Here is a 22477-nt window from a genome sequence, read left to right on the forward strand (position 1 = left end):
TTACGAATAAATATGGTAACTTTCAAGTATACGGGGGTTACCCCTTCGTCATATCGATCAGATCAACTTTACCATCAAGCACATCACCCGCTTGATATTTTAGCGATTTTCTGAGTTCGACATCAAATTCACGGCTTTCAATTGTCGATAAAACATACCAATTGGTAATCGTTTCTTCAGGCGTAATTTTAAGGGTCATGTAACCACGCCCTTTTAGGTTCGCGAGCGCCATATGATCAAGATGATCATAATAGGCTTGTTCCACTTGTTTTACTTTTGGAAGACGGTCCCCACGGCCCGGCGATGTAATGCCCTGAACGCCAAATTCCGCCCCATAATGCTTGCCACCCTTTTTATCGGTAAGCGACATAGCCCAAGCACAGTGGGTATCACCCGTTAAAACAATTGGATTGCCATCATGTTTATCAAGCATATCAAGCACGCGTTTACGGGCCGGTTGATATCCATCCCAGGCATCCGGATTATAAAAACCACCCTGTTCACGCGCGACCTCGATACTAAGCTGTTCACCCGCCGAAAATGTTTTTATTTCTTCCGGCGTAAAAACATTATCAAGTGGTGGTTCGGGGCGGTAACTCATGATGATTTGCTGCCCTAATATCTGCCATGGTACGTTTCGACTGGCTGATTGCGCGAGCGTTTTATCAAGCCATTTTTCCTGTTCCTGACCGATCAATGATCTTTCTTCTGTCTCAAGGCGTTTGTGAAATGCGGCATAATCCGGTTTGCCATCAACAATTTCAACATCACGGCCATATTCAAGCGGTCTTTCACGACCCACAATACGGGTATCAAGCATCGCAAGGGTCGCAAGATCACCAAATTCAAATGACCTAACTGTTGGCAGGCCCCCTTCGGTCACACGTACTGGCATCCATTCCATATATGCTTTTGCCGCATTTTTTCGGCGTTTCGTCCAGTCGCCCTCATCATCACTATGGTTCTGCGCCCCTTGGATATAGGCATTATTGGCAAATTCATGATCATCCCATGCGGTAATGAACGGATATTGTCTGTGAATTTCCTGAAGATCTTCATCCGCACGGTAAAGTGCATATCTTGTTCTATAATCAGATAATGATTTTATTTCATGTTCAGGGCTAACCAGCCTACCCATTTTGGCGGCATTGGGGGATTGGTAAAAACCAACCTGATATTCATATATATAATCACCAAGGTGAAGCACCGCATCAAACGGTCCGCTTTCCGCAATCGCACGGTACCCATTAAAATAACCCCATGGGTAATTTGAACATGACACCACAGCCAAGTTTAATTCATCAAGACCCGATGCGTTCAATGTCTTTGTTTCACCCGTCACAGAGACATTGGAACCAACACGAAAACGATAAAAATATTTCTGACCCGCTTTTAATCCGGTTGTGTCAACCTTAACAGTAAAATCACGATCAGCATTTGTTTGCGCGTTTCCGTTTTTGACAACCAACGAAAAATCGTCCGTTTCTGACATTTCCCATTCAACGGAAATATCACCGGAAAAACCGGCATCTTGCGGCGCAACCCTTGTCCAGATGATAACGCGGTCCTGTAACGGATCACCACTGGCAACACCATGATCAAATTTGATGTTGGTATATTTTTCCTGCGCACTTGCATTTGTGCTTAAAGCGAGTGCTGCGCCAGCTGGCACCGATTTCAAAATACCGCGACGTATTTTATTGATTTTTTCCATGGTTGTTCCCGTTGGTTTATCGTGATTATTTTTTGTGATCATAAATTAGCTTCATTACAAAAATAAGTAAAATTAATAAAATCTATTTGACTTAATAAGAATCATTCTTAATATTGCTTGATAATAATAATAATTATTAATATTAATATGAGTGCGCATCATGGAATTTCGCAAGCTGATCTATTGGCCACATCTTATTTGTGGTGTCATTGCTGGTGTTCTAATTTTTATCATGTCTGTTACAGGGGTTATTCTGACTTATGAAAGACAGATGATTTCATGGGCAGAAGGCTCATATGACCGTGAAGTTCCAATGGGTGAAGCACCGCTTTCTATTGATGAAATTTTATCAAAAAATAACGCCGCTTTTGGCGAAAAGCCGCTACGCAGTGTAAAGCTCGAAAATAATCCTGAAGCTCCGGTTGTTGTGCGCGGTGGCGATTATTACTATATCAACCGCTATAATGGTGAAATCTTAGGAAACGGCCCCAAAGGGGTAAAGGGTTTCTTCAGTGATATGCGCAGCTTACACAGATGGCTGCTTATGACCGGTGAAAACCGTTCAACCGCTCGTATGTTTACGGGTGCTGCCAATTTGATGTTTTTATTTATTGTTATATCAGGAATGTACTTGTGGTTACCTCGCGTATTTACAAAAGAAAATTTCAAGAAAATTCTTTTCTTCAGAAAAACAAATTCATCACGTGCCCGCGATTTTAACTGGCATAATGTAATGGGTATTTGGTCTGCAATTCCGTTGATCGTAATCGTGGCAACCGCGACCGTATTTTATTATTCATGGGCCAATAATCTTGTGTATCAAATGGCCGGCGAAGAACCGCCGGTCAGGAATAGAGGCGCGCAAAATGCGGGCGCGCCAACATTTGATCAAAACGTTCCCTTTGAAAGTATGTTTGATAAAGCCGTCACCATGCGTGAAAACTGGACAACCATCACCATGACATATCCTAAAGCGACCGATGAAAATGTCAGATTTTCAGTTGATACAGGAAATGGCGGCGAACCGCAGAAAAAAGCGGACCTTTATTTAAGCCGCGCAGATGGTGGCACAGCCAAATGGGAACCATATCAGGATTATTCCACAGGTAAACAAGCCAGATATTTCATCCGCTTTCTTCACACGGGTGAGGCACTCGGCATAATAGGACAAACAGTGGCGGGTATTGTATCACTCTTTGCAGCCATTCTCGTCTGGACTGGGCTTGCACTCGCATACCGAAAATACATTAAACCTTTAACAGGTAGAAAAGCAAAAAAAGCACGCGCATAAATTACATTTTTCCATAAAATCGCGAGTTGGCTAAAATTGAAAATAATCGTTAACAAACCATTAACTTCTTTTTTTTATCACTGAATATATAGACTAATAAATGCCGCCAAAAGAGCATAAATAGTTTTGAGTATAGTAATAGTATCAGGGCATCACAAAAATCATAAAAATCCTGATTGAGTTAAGTTGGAGAAGTTAGTCGTGTCAGCGATTGAAAGCGTTGCGGGCTCGTTTGCCGGACAATCGGCATATGGTCTATCGCACAACCACAACATTAAAGCAGCCCAGGAAAACCAGCTTCAAAAGAAGCAGGACATTAAGTTACGCACCAATCAGGATGCTGTTAATCAAGACCAACAAAAAACTGAAATCGCGAATACCCGTGATAAAAAAGACATTCGCCTTCGCCACGTAAACAGCCAAACAATTAAAGCGGATAGCGATCATAAGGTTTTTGATAATCCTGCTTACGCACAAAAGGCAAGTGGACCGATGCCGGGCAAGCCACTTTTTTCAGCCAACAACATGCTGACACTATTACAGTTTCAAGATAATAAATCCGTGAAAATAGACACAGAACGCAGCGTTCAAGATAATAAGCGTATTGCCGTCGGTGTTGAACAAGATAAACTTCGTGGCAAAAGAGATACAAAAGCAGCACAAGCAGAGTTTATAGCCCATAAAAAGCTCTATGAAGATACGGCAGCGCCAAAGCCAGAAGATCTCAAACCTCAAATTAATGTGCCGGGTGTAGAGGTCTCTAAGAATGATCCTTCATCAAAAATTGGGGAACGCCCTGAAGTCACAAATAAGTTAAGAGATGCACGCGCAACACTTAACGAATTAAAATCTGATAATGAACAGAATGATATCAATCTTTCAAAATCACTAAATAAAGTGGCTGACCGTGCTAAACAAAATCAATCCTTGAACCTGACTATAGAACAAGAAGCACAATATCAAGATCAACAAAACGCAAATCTTGAAACAAAGAAAATAGAGCAATCCTTTAAATCCGATACCATCGGTTTTTAATAACAATTTGACGTATTTAAGTGACACTGTATGATCGCTTTTATGCGAACTATTCTTGCCATTCTTTTTACCTTTATATCCACTTTCAATGTGCTTTTTGCATATGAAAGTGATTTAATTCGCGCATCTTTAAAACCGGAAACGGAGGATAATTTTTCATCCACTGTCACTGAAGTCGTCGATGGCGATACCGTGATGCTTGCAAATGGTACGGAAGTAAGATTGGTTGGATTACAAGCTCCAAAAATCGCATTAGGCCGAAAAAATTTCATTGAATGGCCCCTTGGATATGAATCAAAAGACGCACTCAGCCAAATCGTAATGGGAAAAACGGTTTCTCTTTATTATGGTGGCAGGAAGATGGACCGATACGGGCGTGCGCTCGCGCATCTATTCCTTGAAGATGGCACATGGGTTCAGGGCGAAATGCTAAAAAAGGGCATGGCACGGGTTTATAGTTTTGCTGACAACCGCAGCATCGTAGGCGAAATGTACACCGAAGAATATAAAGCGCGCACTCGTGACATGGGTATATGGGCATTGGATTTTTATAAAATAAAACCACAGGAAAATTCAGGTGACCACACCAATAGTTTTCAAGTGATATCCGGCAGAGTATTAGAAGTCGCCACAGTCAGAAATAATACATACCTGAATTTCGGCGAAGATTACCGCAAAGATTTCACCATTGTCATCCCCAACCGGGTTAAAAAAATGTTCGAAGAAAAAGACATAAATCTGTCCTATTTAAAGGGTAAAAATATATTTGTTCGTGGCTGGCTAAAATATTACAATGGTCCGTCAATCGATCTAACGCATCCCGAACAACTGGTGATACAGTGAAGGAACACATAAATGATATTTGAAAAACAAATAAAAAAAGCATTCACGATTCTTCTGCCTCTAACTCTTGCGGCATGTACCACCGTTAATCCGGCAACAGGTAAACGAGATTTTACCCCCTTTATGTCACCATCAAAGGAAATGTCCATAGGTCAAGAAGCACACCCAGGCATTCTAAAAGATAACGGAGGCACATATAATGACCCGCGTATCACCCAATATGTGAATGACATGGGCCAAAGGCTAGTGGCCAATTCTGAACTGAGCGATTATCCATTTACCTTTACAGTACTTGATACCCCACTTGTTAACGCATTTGCGCTTCCGGGCGGTTATGTTTATGTCACCCGCGGGATTATGGCACTTGTGAATGATGAATCTGAACTGGCGTCCGTCATCGGTCATGAAATTGGTCACGTGACCGCGCGCCATTCTGCCAAAAGATATAACAATCAAATGTTTGCTGGTCTTGGTACCATACTGGTCGGTGCCGCCACAGGAAACAGCGCCCTTGCCAATAGTGTTGGCCAAGGGGCACAAGCTTATCTAATGAGCTATTCCCGTGACCAGGAACATCAATCCGATGAGCTGGGCATTCGATATGCCAGCCGCGCCGGATTTGATCCATATGCAGCATCAAGCATGTTAAACGGCCTAGATAACGAACATAAATTACAACTGACCCTCGCAAACCGCGAAGGGGAAAGCCGCGGTACTGATTTCGGATCAACCCATCCAAACACTCAAGAGCGTGTGGCACGTGCATTCCAAGGTGCCACACAAACAGGTATCCCACAAAACAGCAGAAACCGTAATCAAGAGGTGTATTTCAATATTATCGATGGAATGCGTTTTGGCGATGATCCAAAGCAAGGCATTATTGACGGTAAAGAATTTAAGCATCCATCCATGAAATTTAAATTCACTGTTCCTGATAATTACATACTTCAAAATTCATCACAGGTCGTGATGGCACGCGGAACTGGAACAGCGGAAGGCGCGGTAATCATTTTTGCAGGTGCTAATATGAATGGAAAATCAGTACGTGATCATGCCTCTGAACTTTGGCAAAAATATAAAATTGAAAACGCCATGCAAAGTTTACAAGATTTAGACATTAATGGCATGGCAGCTGCGACCGGCTATACGACAATGTCCATGAATAATCAGAATTATATCGTCCGCCTTATCGCCATTCAGCATAGCGGAAATAATGGGTACCATTTCTTGATGCTGACCCCGCAAAGTAAGTATAATAGCCTTTCAGAAAGCCTGCAGCGTACATCATATACGTTTAATAAATTATCGGATCAGGAAGCAGCCGCCATTAAAGGCCGTAAAATCCGTGTTATTCGTGCGGCAAGTGGTGATAGCATTAATAGCCTTTCGAGTAGAATGGCATTCGACAAATACCAAAAAGAACGCTTTATGGCGATGAACGGCCTTAATGACAATTCGATGATCCGTGCCGGCCAACGTTTAAAACTGGTTGTCTGGGAATAATCAGGCGGCGAGCCGTTTTTTCGACCAGATAAATTCGTTCCCTGGTGCCGGGCTATTCGGTATCAGGTTCGATGCAATCAATGATAAAAACGCAAAACCCGCACCCGCATAAAACACAAGCGATGGATCAGACATCCAAATCACACCAAATGTAATCGGAATAACCACCGACGCAATATGGTCAATGGTAAAGCTAACACTTTGTGTCGCTGCCATGTCTTCGCTATCAGCGATTTTCTGGAAATAAGTTTTAATCCCGATGGCTAGCCCGAAGAACAAATGATCAACCACATATAAAACCGCGGCAATCATGGCGCTTTCCACCACAGCATAACCAACAAAAACACCCACCAAACCAACATATTCAATGGTCAGCGCTTTTCGTTCACCGATCTTTTCAATCATTTTACCAAGAAGCGGTGCAATAACGATATTCGCCGCCTTATTAATCAGGAAAAGCGCGGCAATTTCATCAAGTGTATAGCCAAATTTTTCCACCATCAGATAAGCGGCAAAAACCATAAAAATCTGACGTCTTGCACCCTTTAAGAAGGTAAGCAAGTAATAAACCCAATAACGTTTTTTAAGGAACAGTTTTTTGCGTTGCGGCACAATATTTTCAAACCTTGGAAACATGAACCAAAGATGCAATACCATGGCAATCCCAAGCGTGCCAAAAATGGTGTAAATCCAGATATAATCAAGGCCGATTTGTTTATATAATAGCCACACAGCGGCAAATGCCAATAACCCTGCAAATGAGCTATAACCAATCACCTGCCCCATAAATGATGCCGCCTGATTTTTCGGTAACCACTGTAACGTCAGGCTGCTGTTTATGGTTTCAAAATAATGAAAACCAACCGACATGATAAATGTCGTAATAAGAAGCCCCGCATTACTTGGGAAATATCCCGTGGCCAGTACGCCGACCGATAACACCCCAAGCGCCGTAATCGCAAATGTTTGTTCGCGGATAAAAACAAGAATAAAGACAGCGGTAAAAGCAAGAAAACCTGGAATTTCACGCACGGATTGTAGACTTCCGATATCAAATCCGGAAAAACCGGCCTTTTCAACCGTGAAATTATTCAGCATCACCTGCCATACTGAAAATACGAGTGCCATAATCACGGCCATATAGATCAGCGCGAGTTTGGCTTTCTTTTGATTAACTTCGTCCATTTTACTTTACCCTGTAATTATTAAGGCGGACATTAACAGGTTTAACATAAAAAAGCTTATATTTTTTCCTCGGCCAGTTTCTGTGCAGTTACATAATCTGTTTTACCGGTACCAAGTACAGGAACCTCATCTACCGTTAAAATGGTTTTCGGCGCCATCAATTCTGAATGTCCCGCGGCTTTTACACCGTCACGCACAGAATTTTTATCCGCTTCTTTATTTGTGGTGAGAAGTACAAGCTGTTCACCCTTCTTCGGATCGGGAAGCGATACGACCGCATGGGAATCTTCCGGCCATAGGGTACTAACGATGCCTTCTACGGCAGTAAGTGATACCATTTCACCGGCGATTTTGGCGAACCTCTTCGCGCGTCCTGCGATGGTGATATACCCTTCATCGTCAATTTCAACGATATCACCGGTATCATACCATCCCCCATCCGGTTCTTCGAGAACGCCCGGATTTTCAGCGCGCAAATAACCTTTCATCACATTCGGGCCTTTCACAACCAACTTGCCACCTTTATCAATGCCCGGAACATCTTCAAGTTTATATTCAATGCCCGGCATCAAACGGCCAACGGTGCCGCTTTTTACCTGCATGGCCGTATTGGTTGAAAGAACAGGTGATGTTTCAGTGGCACCATATCCTTCAAGTATGCGGACACCAAATCTGTCTGCCCAAAGGGTACGTGTTTCCGGCTTTAATTTCTCAGCCCCCGCGAATACGTATCTCATGGAATAAAAATCATAAGGATGCGCAAATCTGGCATATCCGCTTAAGAATGTATCCGTGCCAAACATGATGGTCGCGTTGCTGTCGTAAACCAGTTCTGGAACAATTCTGTAATGAAGGGGCGACGGATATAAGAATATCTTTAATCCCGACAGGATCGGCAGCAATAATCCACCCGTAAGACCAAATGAATGGAATATCGGCAATGCGTTAAAGACATTATCGCTTGGTGTAAAATCAACACGGGCGCTAAGTTGATATCTGTTTGACTGGATATTTTTATGGCTTAAAACCACCCCTTTTGGTGTGCCTTCGGAACCGGATGTAAATAATACAACCGCTTCATCATCCGCTTTCGGATTTCCGGCAACGATATTGTGGAATGTGTTTGGTAAGAATTTCGCAACCAACCCAAACAATTTATCACCAATACCGATTTCTTCTTTTACATTTTCCAAATAAACAATATCTGCATATTCTTCGAGTGCCTCAACCGTTTCTTCTAACCCGCCAAGATCAACAAAACGCTTGGCCGTCAAAATGGTTTTAATTTCCGCCGTTTTACAGGCAGAAATCATATTCCCTGTACCGGTTGAAAAGTTAAGCATCGCCGGAACACGTCCATATGCAAGACAAGCAAAGAATGTAACAACAGCCCCAACCGTGTTAGGAAGCATCAAACCAACCTTTTCACCACGCTCGGTCAATGTAGCAATTTTCCTGCCCAACACAAATGCACCCAATATGGTTTTATTATAATTGATCGGTGCACGTTCCACGTCTTCAAGTACAATATTACCGCCACCATGGACTTTCTTCGCATCAATAAGCGCATGGAATAGTGGCCGGTCAACATTACTGGTTTTAAAGATCACATTCGACATCACGTCATATAATTCACGTCCGATCCAATTTCTCCGCGCACGGGCACTTAAGCCTTCCGGCACATCAAATTTAACCGGTTCCTGAATATTCAATTTAATTTTCGGGAACATCCGGCGCTTGATTAAGCCTTTTAACCTTGAAAAGGGGGAACGATCCGCACCATCGATCCTGATCGGCAACATTGGCGCATCCGATAGATATGATATTGTTCCCGGCCCTTCATATACTTTCATAAGTGCCCCCGTCTGGGTAAGCCTTCCTTCCGGGAAAATGACAAGTCGCTTACCTGACTGCACGGCCTTAATCATTGTTTTGGTCGACATTGGATTTGTTGGATCAACCGGCAATAAATTGAAAAATGTAAATGCAGGTCTTACCCACCATTTTTCAGCAACATGTGTATTGATGGCATAGGTAAGTTGATCGGGTAAAAATGCGCCTAATAGTAACGCATCAAGATATGATGTATGATTGGCAATCACCACCGCTTTATCGCCCGCCTTACGGTAATTTTCTAATCCCGTAATTTCCACGCGGTAAAATGTTTTAAGCAGTGTTCTGATGATAGACTGGATTAAATCCTGTGGTAACAACTGACAGATATAAAGGGCAACAAACGCATTTAATATCGCAATTACGAGGAAAATTTCCGGTAACGTGAAATTCATCATGATAAGAACCATTGCACCAACAGCCGAACCCACCATAAAGAGTGAATTTAAAATATTGTTAGCAGCAATGATGCGTGAACGTTCCGCGTCCCCCGCGCCCGTTTGCATAATGGTATAAAGTGGCACGATATAAATACCGCCTGATATGGCGATACCAAACAAATCGCCAACCACGCGCCAATTGGCACTTTCAGATAAGAAATCAACTACCCCGCTTAATTCACCCGCCGCCGCAAAAGTGGGTGTCACCACATTGCCACTTGCAAAATATAAATCCACACTGAATACGGTCATCATAAGTGCCGCAAGCGGTACAAAACGCGCCGTCACCATTCCCTTTACAAGGCGGTTACAAATCATAGAACCAAGGCCGATACCAATGGAAAATGTGCAAAGCAATAATGTCACTACCTGTTCATCGGATGCAAGAACCTCACTGGCGAAAGTTGGAAATTGCGCAAGATATGTTGCACCATAAAACCAGAACCACGAAATACCCATTATCGACAAAAATACAGGACGTTTTGCGCGGGCCTTGCCGATAATATTTATGGTTTCAGCCATAAAATTATAATTGATTTTAAGATCCGGTGACCCACCATATGAAACAGGTATTTTCTGTGCTGACAGGTATCCGGATACGGACACCGCAAGAACCAATACAGTCACAATACCGACGCCGAAATCCGTCATTATGAGTAATCCACCGGCGATGGTGCCAAGCAAAATTGCAAGAAATGTCGCCATTCCAATCAAACCATTACCGCCGATCAATTCTTCTTCGCGTAAATGATCCGGCAAAATGCCATATTTAATAGGACCAAAGAATGTGGACTGGGTACCCATCATGAACAGCACGAACATAAGCAGATAAAGATTACTGATGAAAAACCCAAAGCCACCAAGTGCCATCAGTATAATTTCTACGAGTTTGATTTTCCTAACCAGTGCCGATCTTTCAAGCTTGTCTGCATATTGTCCTGCCATCGCGGAAAAAAGGAAAAACGGTAAAATAAAAATTCCCGCCGCGACCAATACCAACAAAGCTGGATCCCAACCGGCACGGATTCCCACATCGTAGGTGATCAAAACAACAAGCGCGTTTTTAAAAACATTATCGTTAAATGCGCCAAGGAATTGTGTGATAAAAAGTGGTAAAAAACGTTTCGTTTTAAAAAGATGGATTAGATTTTCCTGCATGGTACCCCGCTATATTTATGCATCAATCATGTCTAAAGACCCAGATTTTGGCAAGTATATATTCACTTGTCGCTAAAAGTGGACCATGATACTTATTTAAAAACAATAAATTAAAATACAAGATATAGGGAAATTCAAGCATGCCAAAAATATTTTATGGATGGTGGATTACCATCGCATCCAGTGTCGGATTGTCAACTAGTCCTGGTCAATTCGCCTTTGGTGCACTTGGTCTTTTTATGATCCCTCTTACTCTTGAATTTTCTGCGGACCGGGCCGATGTGGCGCTTGCGTCGACTTATTTCACAGTGGCCCTTGCATTAACATCACCATTTATCGGGAAAATCGCGGACCGGTTTGGATCAAAAGAAGTGTTACTGCCATCCTTGCTTGCTTTTGGGTTGTTACTAGCCTCAATAGCTTTTTTCGTGAATGCACTTTGGCAGCTTTATATCATTTTTGCGCTCATTGGCATTTTGGCTGCGGGGGCCAATGCATTACCCTATATGCGTATTATCGGGGAATGGTTTAATAAGCGTCGCGGTCTTGCCCTTGGGATTGCCATGGCGGGTGGTGGTGCCGGATACACATATGTACCGCCAATGCTGCAATATATCATAGATAATTATAGCTGGCGGCACGGGTATTATACATTGGCGGCGATTGTACTTTTCATTGCCTTACCAATATCTGCATTATTTTTAAAAAACACCCCTCAGGAAGTGGGGCACCTTCCCGACAATGAAGCTGAGGCAAGCAATACAACAGCCGCCGTAAATGATGCTATTTCCTTTAACGAAGTTATCCGTGAAAAATCATTCTGGATTTTATACCTGATCTTTGCGCTTTTATCATTCTGCCTATACGGCATTTTATCCAATCTGGTTCCGATGTTAATTGACCGCGGCATGGAAGGCAGTGATGCCGCCGCCGTTGCCGCAATGCTTGGCATCGCTATATTGGTTTCAAGGGCCGGTATTGGTTATTTTCTTGATAAATATTTCGCGCCGAAAGTTGCCATTGTATCCATTTTGCTGTCCACCATTGGTGTTGCCATGCTGGCGATGGGGGTAACAAATATGCCCGCCTATATCGCGGCGCTTTTAATCGGGTTAAGCATCGGAACAGAATTTGATTTGCTTGCTTACCTAACCACCAGATATTTTGGGCTTTCGTCATTTGGAATGGTATACGGTCTCATGTTTTCAGCATTTTTGGTGGGAACATCAATCGGTCCGGTATCGTTCGGTGCATCATTCGATGAATTTGGATCATACGTAAATGTCTTAATACTAAGTGCAATTATTTTGATTATCACGGTTGGGTTATTCTTATTGCTTCCTAAATATAAATATGATGCTTCATAAAAAAACGGGCCCCCGAGGGCCCGTCTCATAATCATTCTGCCGGTCTGATTTGATCCGGCGATTTTCCTTTGAACGCGCCAAGGATATTTTTTCTGAAATCATTGAAATACAGATAAACAATCGGCACAAGGAACAATGTCGCAATGGTCGAGAATAAAACACCGAACGCCAGCGATACCACCGTCGGGATCAGGAACTGTGCTTGAACGCTTGTTTCCGCCATCATTGGCGCAAGACCAATAAACGTTGTAAAACTGGTCAGGAAGATCGGACGGAACCTTTCTTCCGCTGCAATTTCAACAGCACGCAATGCTTTTTCGCCGTTATGGCGTAAGCGGTTGATATAATCCAGTAGCACCAAATTATCATTCACAACCACGCCAGCTGCCGCAACAATGCCCATGATGGAATAAAGGCTAAAATTCATTCCCATGAATAAATGCCCAAGCACCGCACCCATATAAGCAAATGGAAGCGCCGTAAGGATAATGAACGGCTGGCTGTATGAATTAAACGCAACCGCTAGCAAGATATAAATTGCGATTAGCGCAAGCCCAAAACCACTGGCCAGCGAAGTGGCAAATTCCTGCTGGTTTTTCTGTTCACCTTCGAAGCTGACCTCAACATCAGGATATTTTGCTTTCCACTGATCAATGTATTTTTCACGGATATCAGACACAATTTCAGACGTATTGGCCACTTCCTTATTCACATTCGCCTTAACTGTAACCGTACGTTGACGGTCCGTGCGTTGAATGGATGTATATGCACGCTGATAATCAACATCCGCAACCGATTCAAATGGAACCTCACCACCCGCTCTTGTGCGAATTCGCATATCATCAAGCGTATCAAACGAGCGGCGATCCTCTTGTGGTAATCGCACCATCACTTTTACGGTATCTTTACCGCGTGCAACACGTTGAACTTCTTGCCCGTAAAATGCCTGACGCACTTGCATCGCAAGATCGGTTAACGTTAAGCCCATATTTTCAGCGGACGGCATAATCGATAGAACCGCTTCTGTTCGCGCGGTATCGGCGGAATCCGTTATGCTGTAAAGACCAGCATATTCGGAATAAACTTGCTTTAATTCCTGTGCCATTTGATCAAGCGCAACACTGTTTGGTGATTTCAGCATGATATTGATCGATTCACCCGAACCACCGGCTGTAGAAAAATCAAATGATATTTCGCGGGCGTCCGGTATCACCGGCATATTATCACGCCAACGGCCTGCATATTTTTCAACATCAAAATTAACTTCTTCGATGTTTTGAAAAACAAGGAATGCAAATGCCATCGATCCGCTACCATCGGACATCACAAGCAAATCTTTAAACAGTTCTGTTTCCGGGTAATCTGCTTCTACTTCTGCCTGAATTTCACGTGCCTTTTCTTCGAGAATAAAGGCCGCTTCATCAACAATATCATATGGTGCACCGGCCGGGAAACGGACCTGAGCCTGAATGAAATTCATTGATACTTCGGGATTAAAGACCATCTTGATCCAACCTGCGCCATGAATTGACGTAATGATCATGCTCATTGATAAGATTACAAGTAACGACAGTCCTTTATGATGAAGGGCTTTATCAAGAAACGGACGGTAATGACGTTTAATCACATGGGTCAGAAATGCTTTTGCTTTTCCTTGCGCCGCTTTTGTCGCATTTGAAACTCCGTTTATAACAAAGTTTGGTATAAACAGTAAAAACAGTCGCGCAAAATCATTTGTCTTTTTATCACTCAAGTGACGTAAATGCGCCGGTAGAATAAAGAGAGATTCCAAAATTGAAAATGTCAGACACAAAATTACAACCACCGGAATACCCAAAACGAACTGACCGATTACCCCTTCAATGAATAACATTGGCGAGAAAAAGATCATGGTGGTTATCGCCGAAAAGATTACCGGTCTTGCGACCTTGGCCGCGCCATCAATGGCGCCTTGATCGCCAGGGTTGCCTTTCTGATTTTCAAGATGCACACTTTCACCGATGATAATCGCGTCATCAACCACAATCCCAAGTATCAACAAGAAAGCAAACAAGCTGATCATGCTTAAAGACACGCCCGTGTAAGGAAGAAGCGCAAAACATCCAAGGAATGAAATAGCAATACCCGCCGTTACCCATCCAGCAAGTGCAGGGGATAAGAAAATCATCAGGCCAAAGAATACGAGAATAAGGCCTGTCACCGCATTCCACATCAACATATCAAGGCGACTTTCAAAAATTTCCGATGTATCAAACCAATTGGTGATTTCAATGCCGTCTGGAAGTGATGGTCTAATCTCTTCATCAAGGACGCGATTGATTTCCGCGCTTAATTTCACCACGTCTGGAGTACCTTCTGATCTGATAAAGATAAACAGACCCGGCTTACCATTCATGCGCAGTAAAATATGATCATCGGTAAAACCATCAACCACATTGGCCACATCCTTAAGCAACACACGCGTGCCGTCGGCATTTTGAAGCACAACAATTTCTTCGAAATCCTGTTTCACATAAGCCTGACCGCGGGTCACAATCTGAATTTGCCCTGCGATACTATCTACTTTACCCGCTGGCAGATTGGTTGATGAACTGGAAATAGCATTTGAAACCTGATCAAAAGTCAGATTAAATTTCTGAAGCTGAAGTTCAGAAACCTCAATAGATACCTCATACTGTCGTTGACCATTTAAAACCGTTTTCGCAGCACCGGGCACCGCAGCAAGGCGGTCACGTACTGATCTGCCTAGCTCCTTAAGTTCATATTCCGAAGCATCGCCATAAATGGCAAGGTTCATAATATCCATCTGCACGAAATTACGTGAAACGATTGGCCGCTCGGAAAGACTTGGGAATGTATTAATCGCGTCCACACGGGCTTTAACCTGATTAAGGATGCTTTCTACATCTTCGCCTTCTTGAATTTCAATCGTAATCGATCCCACGCCTTCACTGGCGCGGCCCGTTAATCTTTTGATGCCACGAATATCAAATACTGCCTCCTCTAGGCGGATAACAATACGGTCTTCCACCTCTTTGGGGCCGGCACCAAGATAAGGCACACTGACGCTAATCACATCCATCGCAGCAGATGGGAAAGCCGTTTTACCGACGTTAATATAACCAATCGTACCAAGACCAAAAATAACCAGCATGATCAAATTGGCGGCCACAGGGTTCTTTACGAACCAACCAATTATGTTAGTCATTCTGGCTCTCCTTTACGGCTTGCGCCATTTCTGGAAGGGGGTCTTGAGGAACTGTTTCCACAAGTGTGCCGTCTACGCTAATCCCTAATTGCGATAGGTTCACAATATCACCATCTTCGATGCCTGAAGCGATAATGACATAGTCAGAATTGGTTTCCAGAACCTCTACCATGCGGGTGCGTAACTTATTTTCACTATCAACGATTAGAACCTGATTGCCCTGACGTAAGCTTTCACGCGGAAGACGCACAATATTTTCAACCGAGCGCCCCTCAATTTCCGCGCTAACAAACTGGCCTATTGTAATTGGCGCACCATCATCAGGTGAGAAAAGTTCATCGCCTTTTAATTCTGCAACCACATAAAGAATACGGCTGTTTACATCAATGGTGCCTTCTGTTCTGACCACACGACCATTCCAGATATTTTCCTTATTGGCAAATTGCCCTTTAAGACGCACATCATATTGTTTTTCACCGGATTGTAACCCTGCAAGATCAAATTGCGCGATATCACGGTTGGTAAGCGGAAGTCTTACTTCAAGCAGTTCTGTTGAATGATAAGTACCGATCGTATTTCCACGATTTAAAAATTGCCCAAGGTCCACACTTTTCGCCGTTAACAGCCCATCATATGGCGCACGAATTTCTGTTCTTTCAAGATCAAGTTTCGCTCTGCTTAAACTTGCTTCGGCGGATCTTAAGGCTGCTATTGCCCCTTCACGCTGTGGAATTCTTAATGTCAGGTCACTGGCTTCACCTTGACCCAATTCTTCCCATTCTGCTTTGGCAAGGGCGCCTTCTGCCTCTTCTTGCATTACGCGTTGTTTGCGTTCCGCAATGCTCGATTCCGCAGTGATAACAGCGAGCTCGTAATCGCGTGGGTCAATTTTTAAAATCAGTTCGCCTTTTTTAAAACGGCCCCCCGCTACGAACTTTGGTGATACATATGTAATCTCACCCGCCACTTGCGGAATAAGATTAATCACCTGTCTAGCTGCAACAGTCCCCTGACTTTCAACAAAAAGCTTAACATCAGATGTTTTTGCCTCTACTGAACGGATTGTACGCGCCAATACTTCTGATTCCTGACTTTCCGGTTCTGGCCCAAAACTAACAATCGTAAATGCCACACCAACACCAATACCAAGAACCAATAGTCCCGGAAGAATTCTTTTTATTATACTCATGACTGATACTCCTGGACTTCTGCGGAAATTTGTACACTTTGCTCGTTATTTTGAATTATATTAGCATTTTCTTCTATTAATGGTGCTGTCGAGGTCGTAAAATCACCACCAAGCGCAAGATATAGTGAAATGCGATTATTAATGCGTTGTTTTTTGATGCTTAAAAGCTGGCTTTGTTGCGTCAGGCTTTGACGCTGTGATTGCAATAGTGTTGCAATGGGAATAAGCCCTTGTGAATATTGCTCAAGCGCGACACGTTCAGCAGCAATCGCATTCAGTGCAGCGCTTTCAGTAAATGCCACACGCGCTGCAAGCGAACGATCATTATCAAGTGCATCTTCAACTTCTTTAAAAGCGCGCAGCAATGTTGTTGCATAATTTTGCTTTTGTGCTTCAAAGTTTAATTGTTCTGCTTTTGCCGCATATCTTAATTGACCGCCTTGGAAAATAGGTTGGGTAATGCCGCCAATTAAATTCCAGAAAACATTATCAAATTTTAATAGCTCGCCGAACTCTTCTGTCGTGTTATTACCACGTGCCGTAATTGAAATGGTCGGTAGCATTGCTTTTTCAGATGCCTCCGCACGATATGCTGCCGCATATAATCTTGCCCGTGCCGACCTCAAATCTGGTCTGCGCTCAATGATTTCAAGGGGCACACCAACCGGAACATCATCCATGATATCTGGAATTTGGCCAGCTACATCCATCGCCGCCGCAGGATATTTCCCTGCGAATAACTCGAGCTGACGAAGGGCAGTGTAATATAATGTCATTCGTTGCTGTTCGGTTGCTTTGGATGCTTCAAGATTGGTCACAGAAAGTCTTAAATCCAGTCCGCTTGATAGACCGCGTTCAAAACGGTTTCTGATGATTTTTGTGGCTCGTTCGTAGTTTTCCACTGTGCTGATTGCCAGATCCCACTGCTGTTTTGCCTCAATAACATCAAACCATCCTTGGGCCACTTGTGACGCTAGTGAAAGCCTTGCGCCATAATAATCATATTCCGCGACTTCATAATTGGACCTTGCGACGGCGGTATTTGCAGAAAGCCTTCCCCATACGTCAACTTCCCAACTGGCATCAAGACCAATGTTATAGTTGGTATTTGTATTGGAAATGGGTTGCTGAACAGTACCCGGCTGCTGTCCCTGATTAATTTGTTGATTAAAATTGGAAAACTGGTTTTTTGATTTTGTCACATTACCGGATGCACCAATGCGCGGCAACATACGGCCAAAGGCAGCGTCTGCGTTATAACCAGCTGCCTGCATTCTTAAAGCAACTTCGTTATAATTTGGGTTTTTTTCTAACACCTCAGCCACAAACTGGCTTAAGTCAGGGTTGTTCATCTGATCCAACCAGCCATCTTCAACGGAAAATGAACCGCTGTTTGCTGTTTGCCATTCTTTTGAAATATCAATCTGGCCGGACATTTCACTGTCCAGATCAGGAAGAGATGCACAGGACGCTAACATCAGCGACATCGCCGACATAGTCCACAAGTTAGACGTATTCATAAATAAATACTCTTTTATTTCTCGACCCGGTAAGCTGTTTTGTTTTTTATTGCTTCCGAATACTTGATTTTTATTGAAATATCTTCCTGAACACAAAATAGCGCGAACCAATATAAAGCACCAGTGCAAATAATGTCACTTATCTCAAATTTTTGTGATTTTAACTCAAAAAAACACTATTCACTTCGGATTTCATCGAGTTTTTCGCCATCCACCGAAAAACAAATAGCAACCAGTTCACCACCACGGCCACAGCCCGCATCAATAGTGGCGGTGAATTCCCCATCAAGCTTAACGCCACCATTGGCATGATCGTAACCACGAATGACTTTGGCAAAATCTGAAAATCTTGCCGTTAATCCGTCAAATTGCCCATTATCCCACCAGAATTGATCCTTTTGCATTGCAAGCGGGCGACTTGGATCAATGCTTGCATGGACAAATAACAACCTGCCATCATCCGTCATACAGGCACGCTTAAGTGAATTGGTTAATTCCACATGACCGGGACAGCCTTGAATTTTACGTCTGATGCCATTTGTCCATTTGGTCAGCGCAACGGTTCCCTGTCTAACGATGGATCTCGCGGCTGTTTCATCTTCACCATATGCTTTTAGCGAATATTCAATACCGTGACTAAGAAGCCAATCCATCACTTCAACTGGATTTGGCGCATAATGAAGCTGAAGTAGCTTAAAAAACATTTCTTCACGAGCACCGCGAAGATAAATGAAATCTTCTGGCATAAAGACTTCAGGAAGCGACATGATTTTGCGGCGGGCAAATAAAATTTCGTCATAGGTTTCTTTATTCTGATCCGATAGACCAAAATAATTTCCAAGGTATACGAGCTTATCGCCACGACGAAACTTGGAAATAAGTGTTTTATGAACCTTTTCAAGTGGTTCAAGTTGCCCGTGAATAGCACCGATGGCCCAGATTCGTTTGGCACCATGAAGGATACCATACCTATTATTATCCAAGCATGTGACGTCTGACGTGCTCATAAATTAAATATACCCTGAAAGAAAAACGATAAGCTTGGAAAGTAACAATTTTATACAATAAGTGAAACAAAAAAAGCCTGCATAATGCAGGCTTTTTTCTTAATTTATTTTTGAGCTTAACTTAAGCAGCAATTTCAGGCGAAAGAACTGTTTCAAGTTTTGTCATGGCATCTTTTTCACAGATGTCTTCAACAGCCGCAACTTCGCGGGCAAGGCGACTAATCGCTGCTTCAAAGATTTGACGTTCTGAATATGATTGTTCTGATTGATCGCCACTGCGATAAAGGTCACGAACTACTTCCGCAAGGAAAATCACGCTGCCGGAATTGATTTTTGATTCATATTCCTGTGCACGGCGGCTCCACATTGTGCGTTTGATTTTGGCTTTGCCTTTTAATGTTTCAAAGGCTTTTTCCATTGTATCTTTATCAGAAATGGCACGCATACCAGCAGCCACTGCTTTATTAGTCGGCACTCTCAGTGTCATTCTTTCTCTTTCAAAACGAATAACATATAGCTCAATTGACATACCTGAAATTTCTTGTACCTGAATATCAATGATATTGCCCACACCGTGCTTTGGGTAAACGATGTTCTGATCAATAGAAAATTCTAACTTTTCTGATTTAGCCATTAAAAAACTCTCCGTTACTGTCTCAAGCGCATTCAAAGCATAAAAAAGCTTCCGCCGGACGCTAAATTTCAAATTTAAAAATAAACCGCTTAAGTATTTAAAGGACACATACCGAGAAATGCATAATTTTAAAAAATTACGCAAAAAACCTGCTCTGGCCTAATGTTTTGCCATTCGCAAGAATCACTTCTATATTTCAGAATCGGTGCAGAATCAGTATGTTATGTTTGTTCCCTGTTAAACAATCGCGTTCTATGGATATATTGTAACATAAAATTAACAAAAAATATACCCCTTATCTCACATGTAATATTTCAATTACACATAAGATAAGGGGTATAACTAATCTTCTAGATCCTAAAGCTTAGGAACCTTCGCCAGGATTTTCACTGAAATATTTGCTGAATTTATCTGCTTCAGATACAACATCGTCCGCACCATCCATCGCATCTTTCTGTTCAGTGATATTTGGCCAGTCATCTGCATATTTTTCAGCGAGCTCAACCCATCTTTCCATACCGTCTTCAGTATCCGGAAGAATGGCTTCCGCAGGACATTCAGGTTCACATACACCACAATCGATACATTCGCTTGGGTTAATGATCAACATGTTTTCACCTTCGTAAAAACAATCCACCGGACAGACTTCCACACAGTCTGTATATTTACAGTTAATACACGCTTCTGTTACGACGTATGTCATCGAGCTCTCCTAATAATCATCAGTCGTTAGTTTCTTTATACAAACTGCATATAGCACTTTTCTTAAAGACGTCAAATGTAATTATATATTTTATAAAATATTATTTTCTTGCTTGACTTTTTTACGGATTTCACCACTTTGCTTGTCCGATATATATAATAGGCCTGCGATACGGCGCATCAGGTTACTTTCGTATACATCTTCTTCACCGTCAGCAAAAACCACACCCCACAACATTTCCATGATATGGGCTCGGCCCTCATCATCAAAATGATTCTTTATTTCTTTAGTAAAGGATAAAATTTGGATTGATTGGCTTTGCTTGTCTTCCGCCAGATGCAACAATTCTTTCGCATCTTCAGATGATAGTTTTAGTTTACCCGTTAAAATACTCTCGATAACGTTTCGCTCTTTATCATCGAACTCACCGTCTTGCGTGGCGACCTCAACCATAAGTGCTGCGGCGGCCAGCTTTTCTGCATCAATTGTTTGGGTTTTAACTTGATCTTGGCCAGAACCATCCGCAGCAAAAAAGCTGCCGAGCTTATTAAAAATAGACACCCTGTTTTATCCTTTTATTTTTCAAACATTGATCTTGTATAAAAGGATATCACTTCGCTGACAACTTCTCTTTTGTTGTCGCCTTTCGGAACGTCGTCATTCATCACATCATTAAGAATAAGACTGGCAAGCCCATGAACCAATGACCAACTGGTTAACCTGATTAATCTTGGGGATAATTCCGGTGAATGCGGTAATTTCATACAGTTTGAAATTACCTGTTCCAAAACATCGTAGCCTTTCTTTTCTTGTTCGAAAAGATGAGCATGTTTTTCTTTGTCTTCCAGACTGCCACCGAACATCAGTCTGAAATGCGCGGAATAATCCTGTGAGAAATCATAATAAGCGACACCCATATTGATAAGTTGCTCTACCGGGTCATCAGTACCCTGACATGCTTTAACCATATGTTCCTGTAAAAGGGCTGAACCCTCACTTATCAGCACAACGATGAGCGCTTCTTTATCTTCGAAATGACGATAGGGTGCTGTTTGTGAAACACCCGCTTTTCTGGCTAGCGCCCTTAAACTTAAATCCTGTAATGTCCCCTCTTTCAGAATTTCAAGCGCAGAGGAAATCAATACCTCTCTAAGATTGCCATGATGATATGTTGATTTTTTTGTATTCATTTTTACCTATACTAATCCCTATATAAAACATTTTAGGAATAATGTTTACACTGTCAATATATTATTGTTCTAGTATCAATGTGTCATTTGCAAATTCAAACCGGTTAAGCCGATTTAAGAAATTCATCCCTAAAAGTGATACGGCCAACATCCCTTCTCTGGCCACAAAGGCTTTTACATCATAAAGTTCGATGACGCCAACAGAAATACGGTCAATGGTAATTTCGGCGACCGTTGTCATACCGGCGGCTGTTCTAACCGGGATTGTATAATCATTTTCATTAAGATACAGATTAAGCCTTTCCGCATCCTGATGGCTTAAGGTTAATTGTGTTGCACCGGTATCAACAATGAAATTTATTTCAGTATTATCAACATTCATATTGATCCAATAATGACCATCATTGCTTCTTGGGAACCTCAATGAATGGGCAACGCCAAGGTTTGGCTGTTGTTGGGTATTTGACGCTGTATTAGGCCTGTTTGAAATTTGCGTCAGTAATTCTTCACCATAATACTGGTAAAGAAAATAAATTCCCAAAAGAAATATAAATGATTGAATAAACGTCTTCATTTATCGCCCTATGTTTGTGATTA

General features: G+C 42.5%; 17 protein-coding genes. 5 read left to right on the plus strand and 12 right to left on the minus strand.

All coding sequences use genetic code 11. The features are described 5' to 3' along the window. Positions 1 to 37: 37 nt before the first annotated feature. Complete coding sequence (locus KW060_RS14230) at positions 38 to 1756, minus strand: alkaline phosphatase D family protein (RefSeq protein WP_249036074.1); 1719 nt, start codon at positions 1754 to 1756, stop codon at positions 38 to 40. 118 nt (positions 1757 to 1874) lie between these two features. Here KW060_RS14230 and KW060_RS14235 point away from each other — a divergent pair, with 118 nt between their 5' ends. The 4 genes from KW060_RS14235 to KW060_RS14250 all read left to right on the plus strand — a co-directional run bounded on the left by KW060_RS14235 (position 1875) and on the right by KW060_RS14250 (position 6386). Next, positions 1875 to 3005 carry a PepSY-associated TM helix domain-containing protein gene (locus tag KW060_RS14235; RefSeq protein ID WP_249036076.1) on the plus strand — a complete coding sequence of 377 codons (1131 nt, stop codon included), beginning with the start codon at positions 1875 to 1877 and terminating at the stop codon, positions 3003 to 3005. A 201-nt stretch (positions 3006 to 3206) separates the two neighbouring features. Beyond that, a complete protein-coding gene (locus tag KW060_RS14240) occupies positions 3207 to 4040 on the plus strand; it encodes a hypothetical protein (RefSeq protein ID WP_249036078.1) in 834 nt (277 codons plus the stop codon). 30 nt (positions 4041 to 4070) lie between these two features. Further along, positions 4071 to 4883, plus strand: a complete 813-nt coding sequence (locus tag KW060_RS14245) for a thermonuclease family protein (RefSeq protein WP_249036083.1) — start codon at positions 4071 to 4073, stop codon at positions 4881 to 4883. A gap of 12 nt (positions 4884 to 4895) precedes the next feature. Continuing rightward, positions 4896 to 6386, plus strand: a complete 1491-nt coding sequence (locus KW060_RS14250; protein WP_249036092.1) for a M48 family metalloprotease — start codon at positions 4896 to 4898, stop codon at positions 6384 to 6386. On the opposite strand, the gene KW060_RS14255 is transcribed toward KW060_RS14250, so the two are convergent. Together KW060_RS14255 and KW060_RS14260 are read right to left on the minus strand one after the other, a co-directional pair. Beyond that, the gene (locus KW060_RS14255) at positions 6387 to 7571 is read right to left on the minus strand and encodes an MFS transporter (RefSeq protein ID WP_249036093.1); all 1185 of its coding nucleotides are present in this window, start codon (positions 7569 to 7571) and stop codon (positions 6387 to 6389) included. It abuts the gene before it with no gap. A gap of 56 nt (positions 7572 to 7627) precedes the next feature. Continuing rightward, entirely contained in the window at positions 7628 to 11062 is a 3435-nt protein-coding gene (locus KW060_RS14260) for an acyl-[ACP]--phospholipid O-acyltransferase (RefSeq protein WP_249036094.1), read from the minus strand. A gap of 140 nt (positions 11063 to 11202) precedes the next feature. On the opposite strand from KW060_RS14260, the gene KW060_RS14265 reads away from it, so the two are divergent. Further along, positions 11203 to 12429 (plus strand): MFS transporter, encoded by a 1227-nt coding sequence (locus tag KW060_RS14265; RefSeq protein WP_249036101.1) that lies wholly within the window; start codon positions 11203 to 11205, stop codon positions 12427 to 12429. A 31-nt stretch (positions 12430 to 12460) separates the two neighbouring features. Here KW060_RS14265 and KW060_RS14270 read toward each other — a convergent pair whose 3' ends face one another. From KW060_RS14270 to KW060_RS14310, 9 genes are all read right to left on the minus strand, one after another. Then, entirely contained in the window at positions 12461 to 15637 is a 3177-nt protein-coding gene (locus KW060_RS14270; RefSeq protein WP_249036102.1) for an efflux RND transporter permease subunit, read from the minus strand. Further along, positions 15630 to 16826 carry an efflux RND transporter periplasmic adaptor subunit gene (locus KW060_RS14275; protein ID WP_249036103.1) on the minus strand — a complete coding sequence of 399 codons (1197 nt, stop codon included), beginning with the start codon at positions 16824 to 16826 and terminating at the stop codon, positions 15630 to 15632. The genes KW060_RS14270 and KW060_RS14275 overlap by 8 nt, the downstream gene beginning before the upstream one ends. After that, positions 16823 to 18346, minus strand: coding sequence for an efflux transporter outer membrane subunit (locus KW060_RS14280; RefSeq protein ID WP_249036104.1), 1524 nt, complete (start codon positions 18344 to 18346; stop codon positions 16823 to 16825). Before KW060_RS14280 ends, KW060_RS14275 begins: the two co-directional genes overlap by 4 nt. A 176-nt stretch (positions 18347 to 18522) precedes the next feature. Further along, entirely contained in the window at positions 18523 to 19353 is an 831-nt protein-coding gene (locus tag KW060_RS14285; protein WP_249036105.1) for a hypothetical protein, read from the minus strand. A gap of 121 nt (positions 19354 to 19474) precedes the next feature. Next, positions 19475 to 19987 (minus strand): CarD family transcriptional regulator, encoded by a 513-nt coding sequence (locus KW060_RS14290; RefSeq protein ID WP_249036106.1) that lies wholly within the window; start codon positions 19985 to 19987, stop codon positions 19475 to 19477. A 364-nt stretch (positions 19988 to 20351) separates the two neighbouring features. Next, positions 20352 to 20690, minus strand: coding sequence for a ferredoxin FdxA (gene fdxA / locus KW060_RS14295; RefSeq protein WP_249036107.1), 339 nt, complete (start codon positions 20688 to 20690; stop codon positions 20352 to 20354). Positions 20691 to 20780: 90 nt separating this feature from the next. Further along, positions 20781 to 21251, minus strand: a complete 471-nt coding sequence (locus KW060_RS14300; protein WP_249036108.1) for a tellurite resistance TerB family protein — start codon at positions 21249 to 21251, stop codon at positions 20781 to 20783. A gap of 14 nt (positions 21252 to 21265) precedes the next feature. Further along, positions 21266 to 21880 (minus strand): TetR/AcrR family transcriptional regulator, encoded by a 615-nt coding sequence (locus KW060_RS14305; protein ID WP_249036109.1) that lies wholly within the window; start codon positions 21878 to 21880, stop codon positions 21266 to 21268. 61 nt (positions 21881 to 21941) lie between these two features. Further along, on the minus strand, positions 21942 to 22454 hold the full coding sequence (locus tag KW060_RS14310) for a retropepsin-like aspartic protease family protein (protein ID WP_249036110.1): 513 nt from the start codon (positions 22452 to 22454) through the stop codon (positions 21942 to 21944). Positions 22455 to 22477 lie beyond the last annotated feature (23 nt).

Origin of the sequence: Pseudemcibacter aquimaris (assembly GCF_028869115.1) — a bacterium.
GTDB classification, from domain to species: Bacteria; Pseudomonadota; Alphaproteobacteria; order Sphingomonadales; family Emcibacteraceae; genus Pseudemcibacter; species Pseudemcibacter aquimaris.